Below are 15,008 nucleotides of genomic sequence, written 5' to 3' on the forward strand. Positions count from 1 at the left end.
TAGTATTTTTTATCAAATGAAATACCATTCCTCATAAAATTAATACTATAAATAAAAATATCTTAAATATCTATATCATAGAAAGAAAACTCCGTTAACTTAATTTTCTACCCTCACATTAGCGTAGAGCAATTTAACATAAGAATTATATTTTTTTATATAATTATAAAGCATTTATTAAATATTTGCTTAAGACTAAAAGAAATAATCTATAAATAAATGAAACAAAATACTAAAATAGATTATTAAAGACATATTTCTAATCATATCCAACTTATTATTTCAGTATCTTTGTATTAAATGTAAACTATTCTCATATTCATTACGACTACAACTATTTATTTATAAAATTTGTTGTAATATAAAACTCTACCGATATGAAAATAAACCAAATCTCAGGAATATTATTTTTTCTTTTTTCTTGTGCTTTTTTTAATGTACCTGCACAAGACATAGAGCTTCGTCAATTATTTAATGCCCAAGACTCGGCCCGTATGGCTAACCCAGCAACTTTTTTGAGAAGAGCCGAAGAAAATTTGCAATTGGCTCTAAAAGAAAAAAACACACCACAAGTCATAAAACTTCTTATCGAACGGATGGCTTGTCAAATAGAAATATCACGAGACAGTTTTCCTTCTCAAATAAAGAAAATAGAAACAATTGCCCAAAACTCATCACAACCAGAAGAAAAAGCTATATTAAACTCTCTTTTAGCAGAGCTTTATCTAAATTTTTACAGCCAAGACTCATATACTTACAATAGCCGGGAAAATCTAACTGCCGTACCGGATAATATTGCCGAGTGGAGTGGAAATCTATTTATCGAAAAAATTAATAAGCTCTTAATTCAATCCTTACTCCCTCAAAAAATATTACAACAAACATCGATGAGTAAATTTGAATCAATTATCAATATCGGAACCGATTCTCCAGAATTGCGTCCTACTCTATTTGATTTCTTATCGTACCGGGCTATCAATATGTACAATAATTACACCTATAAACAAAATTTCCCAACTCAGACTCAAGTTTCTGGAAAACAACTAATGGCTCCATTTTCCAATTTTATCACTTATAAATTTACTGGAAAAGCAGGAGAGCCTCGAACTCGTATATTGACTATTTATCAAGATTTATTACGCTTTAGAGATAAAAATCCAATGTCTCCAGCTTTTATCATAGCAAACCTGGACCGCTTATCCTATGCCAATCAATGGTCTACTGATAAAACATTATATCCCCAGATTTTAAAAAAACAAATAAATTTCTATAAAGACTCTCCTTGGTCTATAGAAATTGCAGTACAATTACTCTCATATATACAACAAAGACAAGATTCCTCTCTCAATGCTACATTGCCATCTATTTTATCTATCTGCAAAAACCTCTTAAGTACCTATCCTGATTTTGAAAAAAGTAAATGTTTAAATGATATAATTGCTAACATAGAATGTCCGTTCATAGCTATTAAAGTACCAGATTTTATTTATCCTGATAATAAAAACTACCTCCACTTATCCTACAAAAACATTGATAATATACGAACACAAATATATCGTATACCTGCAATCACTCAACTAAAAACTGAGAAAGAGATAAGTACATTTTGTATATCTAACCATTTAATATACAACAATATTATCCAACTTTCGGATACAATAACCCCAATACAGAAAAACGACAGTTGCCTCATTCCTATTTCCACACCCGGACAATACATTATAAAAATTTCGACTATTAATGATAGTTCCTATTCAGCATGTGCTATCGTCCATATGACCCGTTTAATGACAGCTTATAGCCGTATTCAAAATAATGAAACAATTTTTGTTACTGATGCGAAAAGTGGAAAACCAATAAAAAAAGCATCAATACTTTTATATAACAGTGCAACATATAACGACCTGAAATATATAAACTCATACGAGACTGATAAAAACGGGATTGTCACATTTTCCACTTCTGAAGAGACAAGATATAGAGTTGTATATAAAAATGATACATGTCCGATATCTTCATACACAAGTTACCCATATTCATTCGACGAACCGAATAATTACAATTTAACACTCTTTACAGACCGCAGTCTCTATCGTCCAGGACAAAAGGTACAATTTTCAGGTATTTACTACATCTCTGGAAAAAATAAACAAGGAGTCATCCCCTCCCAAAAATTAAAATTAAATCTGAGTAACCGTGGTAAAATCATATCCAGTACAGAAGTTACAAGCGATGATTTTGGTTCTTTCTCCGGAGAATTTACTTTACCTGAAAATCTGTTGTTAGGGCAATTTCAGATAAATTGCTCATCAGATAAGGCTAGAACATCCACATCATTTGAAGTAGCCGATTATAAAAGACCTACATTCCATATTGATTTTAAAAAAAGCCATGATATCCTTAACTTTGGGCAAATTGTCAATATTAGAGGAATCGTTACCCGATACTCTGGTATCAATTTACCAAATGCAAAAGTAGAATATCGTATTATCCGATTGGCCAATTGGTTTGGACAAGGTCGAGCCTCTCAAGCTCAAATTGCAGAAGGGACATCTATAACAGACTCTGATGGAAAATTTACTATACGTTTCGTCCCACAAAAACCTGAAGAAGATGCTCTATCTATAGGCGTTTCCTATAACTATCAGATAAATGTTATTGTGACTTCCCCCACTGGAGAAACACAAGAAGGTCAGACTATACTTTCCATTGGTGATACTCCAATAATTATTTCATTATCAATGCCTCAGATCATAGATAAAACTCAGTCTATTCCTCTTGATATTCAGATAACCAATACTCAGAAAAACGATATAGACCTACCCTGTAAATATATATTGTATGCATTATACCCATCCAAAAAAGTTCAGGACTTTTATGAACTTGAAAAAAACAAGATTCGAATACAAGTAGAAGAAAAAAGTTTCACATCAAAACACATTCCAGATTCAGTTAACTGGAACCAACTCCCCTCCGGAGCATATCGCCTTGTCATACAAACTACAGATACTCAAGGAAAAATTATCAGTAATGAAACTAATTTTATCTTATATTCTCCAAAAGACAAAGCCCTGCCTGTAAATGTCACCGTATGGCTTCCCAAAGAGGAATATAATGTAAAACCTGGTAATACTATAAAAGTTCCTTACGGTACTGCTTTTAAAAATGCTTATGTATTGTATCAACTCTATGAAGGAGAAAAAATACTGGAAACTAAACAGCTAAAAATAAGCAACCAGAGTAAAGGTTTAAATATTACATACAAAACCTCGTATAAAGAAAATTTACTTCTATCCTTGATATTTATTAAAAATGGTAAAATATATGACAGACAAATCATTATCAAAAAAGAAAAACCTAATCCTATATTACAAATCACAACATCAACCTTTCGAGACAAATTATCTCCAGGAGCCAAAGAAGAATGGACTTTTACCATAAAAGACCAAGCAGGGAATCCTGTTTCAGCACGGTTTATCAGTGAGATGTTCGATGCTTCTCTCGACGCAATCATGCCTCATAATTGGCATTTCAATCCCGTTCATACTTTCCAGCCTTATATCAATTGGCAAAAAGGATATTACAAATATCAACAGACCTTCACCAGCCGTTATCAGCCTATAATAAAATGTAATGCATTCCAATACGACTTGTTAAAGGTCCCGTTCTCTATTTTATATTTAAATGAATATTCTAATGTCTCTTTCTTAACCAAATCTTCAGCCTTTACAGGAAGACTATACGGATTGAAAATACGTGGAGGAGGGCTAGATGAAGCTGTTTCTATTGCTGACGCAGCAGGAAACATTATAACTCGGCCTGAATTAGCAAAAATTCCGGATAACAAATTAAACATCAATCAAATTCAATCCTCATACAGGCAAAACTTCAATGAGACAGCATTCTTCTATCCTCATTTACAAACAAATGAAAATGGAGAAGTAACTGTTCGATTTACTGTTCCCGAAGCAAATACTCAATGGAAATTTTTGGCTCTTGCATTTACAAAACAGTTGCAATACAAACTGGAGCAAAAGACAACTATAAGTAGTAAATCTCTGATGGTAGCTCCTAATGTGCCCCGTTTTGTCCGGCAAGGAGATAATGCCAACATAGCTACCTTAATCAGTAATACTGGAGATTCTATATTAGAAGGAACAATTCACTTTGAGCTATTTGATCCATACACTAACATCTCTGAACAACAAACATCTCAAATATTCATTTTAAGACCCGGAGAATCAAAAACCGTTATCTATCCATTCACAGCTCCAGAAGATAACGATTTGATGGGATTTAGGGTAAAAGCTGTTACTCCAAAACTTTCTGATGGGGAACAACACTGGCTGCCGATCTTGCCTACAAAGACATTAGTCACTGAAGCTAAAAACTTCAATATTGGAGAAGGGAAAATAGAAAAAACGGTAGAAATGAACAATTTCATTAATAATCGTTCTAATACTCTCCAAAATTACCGAATGACTTTAGAATACACTGCAAATCCGATTTGGTATGCAATACAAGCTTTGCCTTCCCTCTCTGAAATTACCAATGAAAATGCAACCCAAATTTTCGCGTCTTATTATGCCAATACCATGGCTGCAGGTATTGCTGCTATGAATCCCCAAATAACATCTGCCATAAATATTTGGAAGGCTAACAACAAAAACAGCAACTCCTTACGTTCAAATCTGGAGAAAAATGCAGAATTAAAATCTATATTGTTATCTGAAACACCTTGGGTCCTCGATGCTCAAACCGAAACCGAACAAATTCAAAATTTGGTACAATTATTCGATAAAAACAGAATTCCTTATTTACAAAATGAGGCTTTAAAAAAACTTCGTAATCTTCAAAGTAATGAGGGTGGATGGAGCTGGTTCAAACAAATGCAACCCAGCCAATTCATCACGTTAAACATTCTATATGGAATGAGTCAATTGACAGAAAGCGGAATGGTTCAATTTGATGCCCCTACAAAAGAAATGCAAATAAAAGCATTATCATATGTAGATAAAAAAATAATAGATAATACATTTGCAAAAACAACTGACAGACTCTCTTATAATCAAATTGTTTATCTCTTTGTACGAAGCTATTACAGGGACATTCCTCTCTCTGGAAAAACATTGGATATCCATAAAGACATGATGAATCGTATGCTGAAACAATGGCCCGGATTCTCTTTATATGAAAAAGCTTTGGCTGCTGTAGCAATGTACAGATATGGTTTTGATAATGAAGCTCAACAAATAATCACATCTTTACGTGAATATGCAACAATTACTTCTCAATCAGGGATGTTCTGGCAAAATAACCGATCAACTTACAGCTATAGAAACAGTGCTATACAAGTACATACAGCTATCATGAATGCTTTTACAGAAATAACTCAGGACACTGCGGCATTAGATAAAATGAAAACGTGGTTATTACAACAAAAGCAAACCCAAAATTGGGGGAATATACCATCAACAGTCGATGCTATTTACGCGTTAGTTCGAACAGGTAGCAATTGGACGAAGAATCTTAACGCAACGCAAATCAAATGGGGAGAAAAATGGCTTCCAGAGAATGAAAATAATAAAATTACCGGTTATATGCAATACAGCCGACAAGGACAAGAAATAAATAAAAGTCTGGGAAGCATCACAATAAAAAGTAACAATAAACAACCTTCTATAGGCGCAATTTACTGGCAATATTTTGATGATTTCAAAAATATAAAAAACTCCTCTACACCGGGACTATCTATCGAAAAACAACTTTTTGTAGAAAAAATAACTCCAGAAGGAAGCAAATATGTCCCTCTGAATACAACCCTTTTACATACCGGAGATAAAATAAGTATTCGATTGGTAGTAAAAGTAAATAGAGACCTGGAATTTGTATGTTTGTCTGACCAACGAGCCGCTTGCTTCGAACCGGTAGAACAATTGTCTCAATACAAATGTAATGAACAAGTATGTTATTATCAAGAAACAAAAGATGCTTCAACCAATCTGTTTTTTGATTACCTACCCAAAGGTACATATGTATTCAATTACAATGTAAGAGCCGACCGACCGGGCATATATAACAATGGGATTTCGACCATACAATGTTTATATGCTCCACAAATGGTTGCCAATACTGCCGGAGGTATGATTACAGTAAAATAAATATAGATAAAATTTATATTTTAATGTCGGTAAAAAGAGTGCCTAACCTGTTTTACCGACATTATTTTTACAAAAAAAATAACTTTTTATTTCCAAATAAATCCAATAATAACACTTATCACAGATTATAATTTACAAAATAAAGATATCAATAACGGAACACTAATCTCCAAAATTATTCCATGGACTATGGCAACTGGAACAATACTTTTACCAGAACAGCGACTAATGACAGGCAGGCAAACATCCATCGAATTAATGCCAGCTACAGATACCGGTGCATATTTTCCAAATAAAGATGCGTAAAATGGAGCCCCGAACAAAGCTAACATCTCTCTGATAATATTAGCAAGTAAAGCTATAGTGCCTAATTGTGTTGCCATCTCCAAGCCAATTGCCGCCTCTTTGAACTGCACGATGAGCAAAGAAGATAAAGAATAGTAAGCAAATCCGCTTCCTATCGCCATACAATCATACACATTCCAAGTTTTCAACAGCATACTTGCCATTGCAGAAAAAAGTAACGTTCCCAATATCGTAAATAATGGCAATAAAAAAACAGATACTTTCATATCTTGTAACATAGCGCCTATTTCTCCATTTGCGCCTATATTTAACCCTACTTGAATAATAAGTGCATATAACAACCACATAGGAGCATCAGCACAATAACCAACCAGATCTTCGTTCCCAAACATTCCACAAAATATTCCTGCCAAAAAGCTCCCTATAATAATCAAATTACTTTTCATTTTGGTCTCCTTTCTTTGATAATATTCTATACGCCAAATAAGAGGCGAATAAACTTCCCAATACACCGCAAACGGCTAATAATACTGCTTGTAAGCCAAAATTTCCAATATTATTAATTATATTCTTATCGGCACCTATTGTAATACCAAAAATAAACAACATTATAAAAATTGTATAAGAAATCGTGCTTTCCAGCTTTCTTAAAATATAGACTCGACGACATAGATAACCTATTCCTATCCCTATACATAATAGGCATAAAATCATAACCATATACATAACCATTTAATACGGGCAAAAAAATTCCTCAATTTCAATAATTAAGTCAAAATAATCACTAAATATAAAAAAGACTTTAAGGAACAAGTCCTGAAAAAGGAAGTATAATTTAGATAAAACCACTAAACCAATGGACATGCACACCCAAAACACCACATGACATAAAGGTATTTTGTCTGTTAAAACTATTTAGAAAAATTTTATTCATATCTCAATGCATTGTCCTTATTCGGATGCAAAGGTAAGAATAAAACATCAAAATATCAAATTGCTATATATTTTTATGCCATATAGCAATATTTACAACATTATAATATCAAATTGACATATTTTATCTAACAAATAACATCTATATCCATTATAGAACTCTGTAACACAATGGTATCATCAGTTTCATCTTCAAGAAATATTATTCATTACAAAATACAAAAGGCAGTTACATCCCTGTAACTGCCTTTCTTCCATATGTTTTATCAAGAATCAGATTTGAGCGGAGTGAGGGGGATTCGAACCCCCGAACCGCTTTAGGCGATTACACGCTTTCCAGGCGTGCCTCTTCAACCACTCGAGCATCACTCCAAAAATGAAATAGCTTTTACCGGGGATGCCCTTCGGCAAAAGCTGTGCAAATATAATTCTTTTTCTGAAATCAGACAATTTAATCATCATTTTCTCTCAATAAAATAATATTTTATTAAAATCGGATCGTTACATCTGTACCAAATGTTACCGGCCTACCTTTCTGTGCAAAGCCATTATCTTGTTTTAAATTCTGAGCATTCATCACTTCAAAATAAAATGATTGATACCGACGATTAAAAATATTTTTTCCCCATATCTTTAAATTAAAAGGACCCTTGGTGAAAGAAAAACTCCCATTTACTAATTCATAATAAGGTTGTGATACGTCATTCAGTTCAGTCCAATAAATACGTCCTCTACCAAGATATTGCAAATCAATATCTATCTTATCAAGCCACGAGCAATTTACCGGTATAGAGTAACCTCCTGTAATTGCCAATGTATGCTTCGGTGTAAATGGTACGTAATTATGCTTATAATCAATTTCTCCATCATTATTAGAAACAAAACAGGCATGAGTAAATCCATAAGAAACTGAAAACTGTAAATTATCCATCGGAACATATCGAAAAGATGCCTCTATACCTTTGCTGACCGAACGCCCAGAATTTTTGGTAATCCGTCCATATCCACTGACAACAGATATCTGCTGATTACGACAATCAATATAAAAGGCTGAAATATCTGCAAAAATACGATTATCCCCAAAAACAGAATGTCCTCCTATTTCGTAATTCCAGCTATGCTCCGGCCTATACGCAATAATATCCCGCATTGGCATACTTTCAGACACCTGTATTTCTGGAAATATTCCAGACGGCATTTGATAAAATGCCGTCTGCATTATCTTCTCTCTTATTTGAGATTGTATTAAATTGGAAAACATCTGAAAATTATATCCTCCGGAACGATAACCACGTGCTGCAGAAAGATAGAGAACAGAAGATTTGCCAATCTTATACTTCAATTCAAATTTCGGGAGTAATTCCCACATATCCATTCGTTCTTTTCCTTCAATACTCAGAGGAATATCAAGAGGTATCAAAATAGGTATAACCAAATCTCCCCCTATAACAGAAGGGCGTACAACAGTCATCTGACCAGAAATATTCCCCCGCAAATTGTCGGTCGAGTATGTATTATGTTTTATACGAGAATTTTCGTAATCGAGGCGTAATCCTATTGTACCAGATAAACCATTAGTAAACATATTATTATAAACCAATTGTTTGAACACAGCCAATCCAAATGTAGGAGTCTGATAAGTACCATTAATATATAAATTATAATTATCAATGTCTAAAGACAAATCCGGCATTTTAGGATATTGTACCTTCAGAGCCGATAATTGAGTATTGGTCTGCCCTTCTATTAAATAAGAAATCCCATCTTTTTTAAAATTAACTGGTCCATCAGTTCTCAATCCAGAGTAAAAACCAAAAATACCAGCCACCCATTGTAAATTTCTAAATGCACTCGACTTAAATACAACTTCTTGAGTAAATGCATTTTGTTTTTGTTTCTGTTGTAAAGTAAATACCGATAAGGGAGTAAAATCCTGGTCAAGATGCATATTATCCTTTAAATATTGATAACCAGACGTAGAACTCATAACAAAACACTCATGAGTATACTGTACAAAAAGACTTGTAGTCGAAAGATTTCGTTTATAAGAAGCCTCATCATTATAATTAATTTTTTCCCACCGTTTTTCAAATTTATCGTATTTACTATACGGATATCCATTTTGTCGACTATATTCAAAATCAGAAGATATATTTATCTTTAACCTACGATTGATGCGCCACTGTAATTGTCCCCGTCCTCCAACGACCTCTGACGTTCCTGATTTTTCTCCAGTATATTCATTCATAAAATAACCATCATCCTTACGATATCGCCCATTTAAAGAAAATGCAAACTTTTCATTCACTTTATAACTATGCGACAATGCAACACTCCAAGCATTTCCATTACCATATCCTCCTCGAATTTTCGTACCCTGATAATCAAATGGGGAGCGAGTATAAATATTTACCAATCCTGCCATTGTATTTCGCCCATAAAGTGTCCCTTGCGGTCCTTTCAATACCTCAACTTTTTCTATATCCATAAAATCAAAATCAAAAGCACTTTTATCCAAATACGGAACATTATCTACATATAATCCTATCACAGGAGAATTGATACGAGAACCTATACCCCTTATATAAACTGATGATATTAACTTAGATCCATAATCCGGAACATAAAAATTAGGGGACAACGTAGATAAATCTTTTAATGATATAATCCGACAATCTTCTATATTTCGAGTATTAAACACTGTTATTGAAGCAGGGAATTCTAATAATTTCGATTCAGATTTAGGATTGGAAACTATTTGAATCTCCTGCAAATAATAATTTTTATATCCAGTCGAATCTACATATTCTTCTCCTGCATTTCCAATTAAAGTCAATAATAAAAAGCATAAACACATAAGTTGCCGTCTTATCATATAAATCTTTCAAACTTAAAATAGTTACACCCTTACAAACTTTCTATTTATATCACAAAGGAATATGATAAACATTTAAGACACAATCGCTATATATAGTGATTTTTCCTATTCTCCACTCTATAATTCTATTTTTATACATAAACATTTTTCTACAATTTTACACATAATCAGATATAAAAGTTATATCTTGTTATAAAACAAAAGCTAATTCACAAAACCTAACCTTCATTTTTTGCATATCTCATATATTTTATCGTAATTAGCGACCTATTATAAAAGCACCAGAAACAGATAAATTTAATTTTGAAGAAAGTTTACTTGAATAAAGGAACTTTGTTCTAATTATTGGTGTTTTTAAATAAAAGCTAATTCTTAAAACACACGTTATCTCGGGATATATTTTATATGCAACCTCTCGACGAATCAAAAATTGTTGAACAAATACAGAATCCAGAGCAACGCAAAAAAGTATTTGCGACAATTGTCGCGCAATATAGTGAACCCCTATATTGGCAAATACGAAAAATGGTCATATCACACGATGATACTGACGATTTACTCCAAAACACATTCATGAAGGCTTGGTGCAATCTCGAATATTTCAGAGCTGAAGCCCGATTGTCTACATGGCTTTATCGTATTGCCATCAATGAGTGCATTACTTTCTTAAACAAACAACGTCAAGAACAAAATATTTCCTTAGATAGTGTAGACGTATTTCTTTCCGAAAAATTAGAAGCCGATACCTGGTTCGATGGAGATAATCTCCAACTCAAATTACAAAAAGCTATATTAAGACTTCCTGAGAAACAACGATTAGTATTCAATATGAGATATTTCGATGAAATGAAATATGAAGATATTTCAGAGATATTAGGAACATCCGTCGGAGCTCTAAAGGCTTCGTATCACCATGCCGCAAAAAAAGTTGAAGAATTTTTATTACAAACAGATTAAACCTTTTTGCCATACTTTTGTCTAAACATTAGAATATATGGAAAAAGACAAAAACATATTGAAACAAATCAACCGGAAAACGGGCTTTAAAGTTCCTGAAGATTATTTCGAGAACTTAAACGATAGGATTATGTCTCATTTGCCCGCTATAGAAGTAAAAGAAAAAACTCCGGTCTCTTTATGGCAAAAATGTAAACCATGGATATACATGGCAGCCATGTTTGCCGGTATTTCTCTTATGATAAAAACTTTTGTTACTCCCAATTCGAGTACCGACCAAGCTATTACAACGACACAGGCAGATACATCTTCTATCTCAGAGAGCACTATCGATGACTATATTTTTTATAGTCATGTAGATGACTATACTATCTACGAGTATCTGGCAGAAGAGAAAAAATAAATATAATTCCAAAATATATGAAACAACTTATCACACTCTTCATATTTTTTTCGACATTTAGTTGGTGTGGTTTAACTTACGCACAAACGGTTTCTCCAAAAGCTCAAAACCGATTAGAACAATTCAAAGCTGAAAAAAGAGCATATCTAATAAAAGAGATAGGTCTAACACCAGCTGAGGAGAAACAATTTTTTCCTTTGTACGAAGAATTACAAAGCAAAAAATTTCAACTAAACCGAAAAGTGAGAGGAGAGATGAAACGTATTGCCCACTCAACAATGCCTGTCAGTGAAAACGAATATGCAGCTTCTGCAGCAGCAATCAATGATTTACCTCTGCAGGAAGCTTTATTAGAAAAAGAATATTTCGAAAAATTCAAAAAAATCCTTTCCCCTAAAAAAATGTTTTTATATAAAAGAGCCGAGGCCTTATTTGCAAAAAAATTATTGAAAGACCATAGACCAGCCAAATAGTATCTCGCCAATTTTAAAATAAACTAAAAAGAATTTATCAAGGTGTCTTTCCAGACGCCTTTTTCATTATATAGAAAAAGGAACTATTACAGTATCAAAAATCCACAAAATCCTTTATTTTACTTTCATTTCTTTGTTTTTAACATGCATTTAAATAACTTTGTAAAATCAAATTTATATAATATGGATGATCAAATAAAACAAATAGCTGAACGACTAATCGGATTACGTGATGCTTTGGATATTGACATAAAAGATATGGCCAAAACCTGTGGTGTGACAGAGGAAATATATAAAGGTTATGAAAGTGGCAATATTGATATTCCAGTCAGCACTTTACATCAGATTAGCATTAAATATGGTGTGGATCTTTCTGCTTTGATGTTTGGAGATGAACCTCGCATGAACTCATATTTTCTAACAAGAAAAGGTAAAGGTGCTGCTGTGGAACGGACAAAAGCCTACAAATACCAATCTTTGGCAGCTGGATTTATGAACCGAAAAGCCGATCCGTTCATCGTTACAGTAGAACCTGCTACCGAGACACAATCTATACACCTTAATACTCATCCCGGACAAGAATTTAATTTAGTTCTTGAAGGAAGGGTCATGTTGCAAATTGGAACTAAAGAACTGATTTTGGAGGAAGGGGACAGTATCTACTTTGATGCAAACAGACCTCATGGGATGAAAGCTCTTGATGGGAAATCCGTTAAATTCCTCGCCATTATTATTTAACAATATAACAGATAAACGATACGTTTATAAGACAAGAATATTATGTTAGAAAAATTCTTAAATAAAACCTCTTTTAGTTCCCAAGAGGATTTCATGCAAAATTTTAAGGTAAAAGTGCCAGAAAACTTTAATTTCGGCTATGATGTAGTTGACGAATGGGCCCGCATTCAACCTGATAAAAAAGCTTTATGTTGGACAAATGACAAAGGGGAACACATCGACTTTACCTTTGCAGATATTAAACGGGAAAGTGATAAAACGGCCGCATATTTCAAGTCTTTAGGCATCGGTCATGGAGATATGGTCATGCTGATTCTCAAAAGAAGGTATGAATTTTGGTTCTCTATCATTGCTTTACATAAATTAGGAGCCGTATGTATACCTGCAACTCACTTACTAACAGAAAAAGACATTATTTATCGTTGTAACGCGGCTGATATAAAAATGATAGTTGCTGTCGGTGACAAAATCGTTACAGATCATATCAATCGTTCCATAGCAGACTCCCCGTCTTTACAACACTGCGTATCGATAGGCCCTATCGTTCCTGAAGGATGGAAAGACTTTCATACAGGAATCGATACAGCAAAACCATTCGAGCGTCCAAATTTCGTAAATAACAATAACGATACTTCCTTACTTTATTTTACGTCTGGTACAACTGGAAATCCTAAAATGGTGGCACATGATTTCACATACCCTTTAGGACATATTATAACCGGTTCATTTTGGCATAACCTCCATGAAAACAGCTTGCACTTGACACTTGCTGATACAGGCTGGGGAAAAGCGGTTTGGGGAAAACTTTATGGACAATGGATTGCTGGAGCAAATGTTTTTGTATATGATTTCGAAAAGTTCACACCTGCTGACGTATTAGTTATGATCGAAAAATATAACATAACGTCTTTCTGTGCACCACCAACAGTATTTCGATTTCTAATTCGAGAAGATTTGAGTAAATTTAATATTTCATCTCTGAAATATTGTACAATTGCAGGAGAGGCTCTAAACCCGAAAGTTTATGAAGAATTTTTTAGAATTACCGGCATAAAACTAATGGAAGGTTTCGGGCAAACCGAAACGACATTGACTATTGCTACTTATCCATGGGTAAAGCCCAAACCAGGTTCTATGGGTATTCGGAATCCTCAATATGATATCGATTTGTTAACTAATGACGGAAGATGGGCTGAAGATGGAGAACAAGGACAAATAGTAATCAGGACTGATAAAGGAAAACCATTGGGATTGTTCAAAGAATACTATCGTGACCCCGAAAAAACACAAGAAGCTTATCACGATAATATTTATTATACTGGAGATGTTGCTTGGCGAGATGAAGATGGGTATTTCTGGTTCGTTGGACGTGCTGATGATGTAATCAAATCATCCGGTTACCGTATCGGACCTTTTGAGGTAGAGAGTGCTTTAATGACACACCCGGCAGTAGTTGAATGTGCCATAACTGGAGTTCCTGACGAAGTCAGAGGACAAGTAGTAAAAGCAACCATTGTTTTAGCAGCAAGTTATAAGGAACGCGCGGGAGAAGACTTAATTAAAGAACTCCAAGATCATGTTAAACATGTCACTGCACCTTATAAATATCCCCGTGTCATTGAATTTGTTGAAGAATTGCCTAAAACTATTAGTGGAAAAATTCGTCGAGTTGAAATACGAAATAAAGACAACCAGTAAGTAAGACATTGATACACGATATTTGAATATGCAAGATAATGAATGGTTTGCCGGATCTCAAGATTCTGATTTAGGTCAGATTATAACACGAGGACGATTATTTGCCAAAAGTCAAAAACAATTCGATTCTTTTCCTATGCGTATTGAAATACAATGGCAATACAAAGGTGTTGGGGAAAATGGCATGCCAACAGACAAAGAAGCTGAGCTCACAGAACATGCCATGAATACTCTTACTGATATTGTTGAACGTAAAGATATCGCAATACTCTCTGCAATACATATGGGTGGAAATAGGGCATGGTTTGTATATTACGCTCGGTCCATTGATGAGATGTCGGCTTTAATTAATGAGACATTTAATCATTTTCCAAAGCTCCCTATACAAATAGGAGCAACAAAAGATGCACAGTGGTCTGATTACCAATCTCTATTAAAGACATTTGGGATTTAAAATTTTG

General features: G+C 33.8%; 10 protein-coding genes and 1 tRNA gene. 7 read left to right on the forward strand and 4 right to left on the reverse strand.

What is annotated here, in order from left to right:
• Positions 1-377: 377 nt before the first annotated feature.
• On the forward strand, positions 378-6,161 hold the full coding sequence (locus Cop2CBH44_RS09045) for an alpha-2-macroglobulin family protein (RefSeq protein ID WP_200754673.1): 5,784 nt from the start codon (positions 378-380) through the stop codon (positions 6,159-6,161).
• 125 nt (positions 6,162-6,286) lie between these two features.
• On the opposite strand, the gene Cop2CBH44_RS09050 is transcribed toward Cop2CBH44_RS09045, so the two are convergent.
• From Cop2CBH44_RS09050 to Cop2CBH44_RS09065, 4 genes are all read right to left on the reverse strand, one after another.
• Positions 6,287-6,913, reverse strand: a complete 627-nt coding sequence (locus Cop2CBH44_RS09050; RefSeq protein ID WP_200754674.1) for a LysO family transporter — start codon at positions 6,911-6,913, stop codon at positions 6,287-6,289.
• Positions 6,903-7,187: a LysO family transporter gene (locus tag Cop2CBH44_RS09055; protein WP_021930538.1), complete on the reverse strand. Its 285-nt coding sequence runs from the start codon at positions 7,185-7,187 to the stop codon at positions 6,903-6,905. Before Cop2CBH44_RS09055 ends, Cop2CBH44_RS09050 begins: the two co-directional genes overlap by 11 nt.
• A gap of 497 nt (positions 7,188-7,684) precedes the next feature.
• Positions 7,685-7,772, reverse strand: a tRNA-Ser gene (locus Cop2CBH44_RS09060).
• A 115-nt stretch (positions 7,773-7,887) separates the two neighbouring features.
• Positions 7,888-10,257 (reverse strand): TonB-dependent receptor, encoded by a 2,370-nt coding sequence (locus tag Cop2CBH44_RS09065; RefSeq protein WP_044225944.1) that lies wholly within the window; start codon positions 10,255-10,257, stop codon positions 7,888-7,890.
• Between the two features lie 426 nt (positions 10,258-10,683).
• Here Cop2CBH44_RS09065 and Cop2CBH44_RS09070 point away from each other — a divergent pair, with 426 nt between their 5' ends.
• The 6 genes from Cop2CBH44_RS09070 (at position 10,684) to Cop2CBH44_RS09095 (ending at position 15,001) form a co-directional block, all read left to right on the forward strand.
• Entirely contained in the window at positions 10,684-11,235 is a 552-nt protein-coding gene (locus Cop2CBH44_RS09070; RefSeq protein ID WP_021930535.1) for an RNA polymerase sigma factor, read from the forward strand.
• Between the two features lie 37 nt (positions 11,236-11,272).
• Entirely contained in the window at positions 11,273-11,638 is a 366-nt protein-coding gene (locus Cop2CBH44_RS09075) for a hypothetical protein (protein ID WP_021930534.1), read from the forward strand.
• Between the two features lie 17 nt (positions 11,639-11,655).
• On the forward strand, positions 11,656-12,111 hold the full coding sequence (locus Cop2CBH44_RS09080; protein ID WP_021930533.1) for a hypothetical protein: 456 nt from the start codon (positions 11,656-11,658) through the stop codon (positions 12,109-12,111).
• 183 nt (positions 12,112-12,294) lie between these two features.
• A complete protein-coding gene (locus Cop2CBH44_RS09085; RefSeq protein ID WP_200754675.1) occupies positions 12,295-12,849 on the forward strand; it encodes a helix-turn-helix domain-containing protein in 555 nt (184 codons plus the stop codon).
• Positions 12,850-12,891: 42 nt separating this feature from the next.
• Entirely contained in the window at positions 12,892-14,547 is a 1,656-nt protein-coding gene (locus Cop2CBH44_RS09090; protein ID WP_044225946.1) for an AMP-binding protein, read from the forward strand.
• Between the two features lie 28 nt (positions 14,548-14,575).
• Positions 14,576-15,001, forward strand: a complete 426-nt coding sequence (locus Cop2CBH44_RS09095; protein WP_200754676.1) for a DUF695 domain-containing protein — start codon at positions 14,576-14,578, stop codon at positions 14,999-15,001.
• The last annotated feature ends 7 nt before the right edge of the window (positions 15,002-15,008 follow it).

It is taken from the genome of Coprobacter secundus subsp. similis (genome assembly GCF_015097275.1).
Lineage (GTDB): Bacteria > Bacteroidota > Bacteroidia > Bacteroidales > Coprobacteraceae > Coprobacter > Coprobacter secundus.

Excerpts from the sequence above, each read along its gene's own strand:
- Cop2CBH44_RS09045 (WP_200754673.1), top strand. The coding sequence starts at position 378 with ATGAAAATAAACCAAATCTCAGGAATATTATTTTTTCTTTTTTCTTGT.
- Cop2CBH44_RS09050 (WP_200754674.1), bottom strand. The coding sequence starts at position 6,913 with ATGAAAAGTAATTTGATTATTATAGGGAGCTTTTTGGCAGGAATATTT.
- Cop2CBH44_RS09055 (WP_021930538.1), bottom strand. The coding sequence starts at position 7,187 with ATGGTTATGATTTTATGCCTATTATGTATAGGGATAGGAATAGGTTAT.
- Cop2CBH44_RS09065 (WP_044225944.1), bottom strand. The coding sequence starts at position 10,257 with ATGTGTTTATGCTTTTTATTATTGACTTTAATTGGAAATGCAGGAGAA.
- Cop2CBH44_RS09070 (WP_021930535.1), top strand. The coding sequence starts at position 10,684 with ATGCAACCTCTCGACGAATCAAAAATTGTTGAACAAATACAGAATCCA.
- Cop2CBH44_RS09075 (WP_021930534.1), top strand. The coding sequence starts at position 11,273 with ATGGAAAAAGACAAAAACATATTGAAACAAATCAACCGGAAAACGGGC.
- Cop2CBH44_RS09080 (WP_021930533.1), top strand. The coding sequence starts at position 11,656 with ATGAAACAACTTATCACACTCTTCATATTTTTTTCGACATTTAGTTGG.
- Cop2CBH44_RS09085 (WP_200754675.1), top strand. The coding sequence starts at position 12,295 with ATGGATGATCAAATAAAACAAATAGCTGAACGACTAATCGGATTACGT.
- Cop2CBH44_RS09090 (WP_044225946.1), top strand. The coding sequence starts at position 12,892 with ATGTTAGAAAAATTCTTAAATAAAACCTCTTTTAGTTCCCAAGAGGAT.
- Cop2CBH44_RS09095 (WP_200754676.1), top strand. The coding sequence starts at position 14,576 with ATGCAAGATAATGAATGGTTTGCCGGATCTCAAGATTCTGATTTAGGT.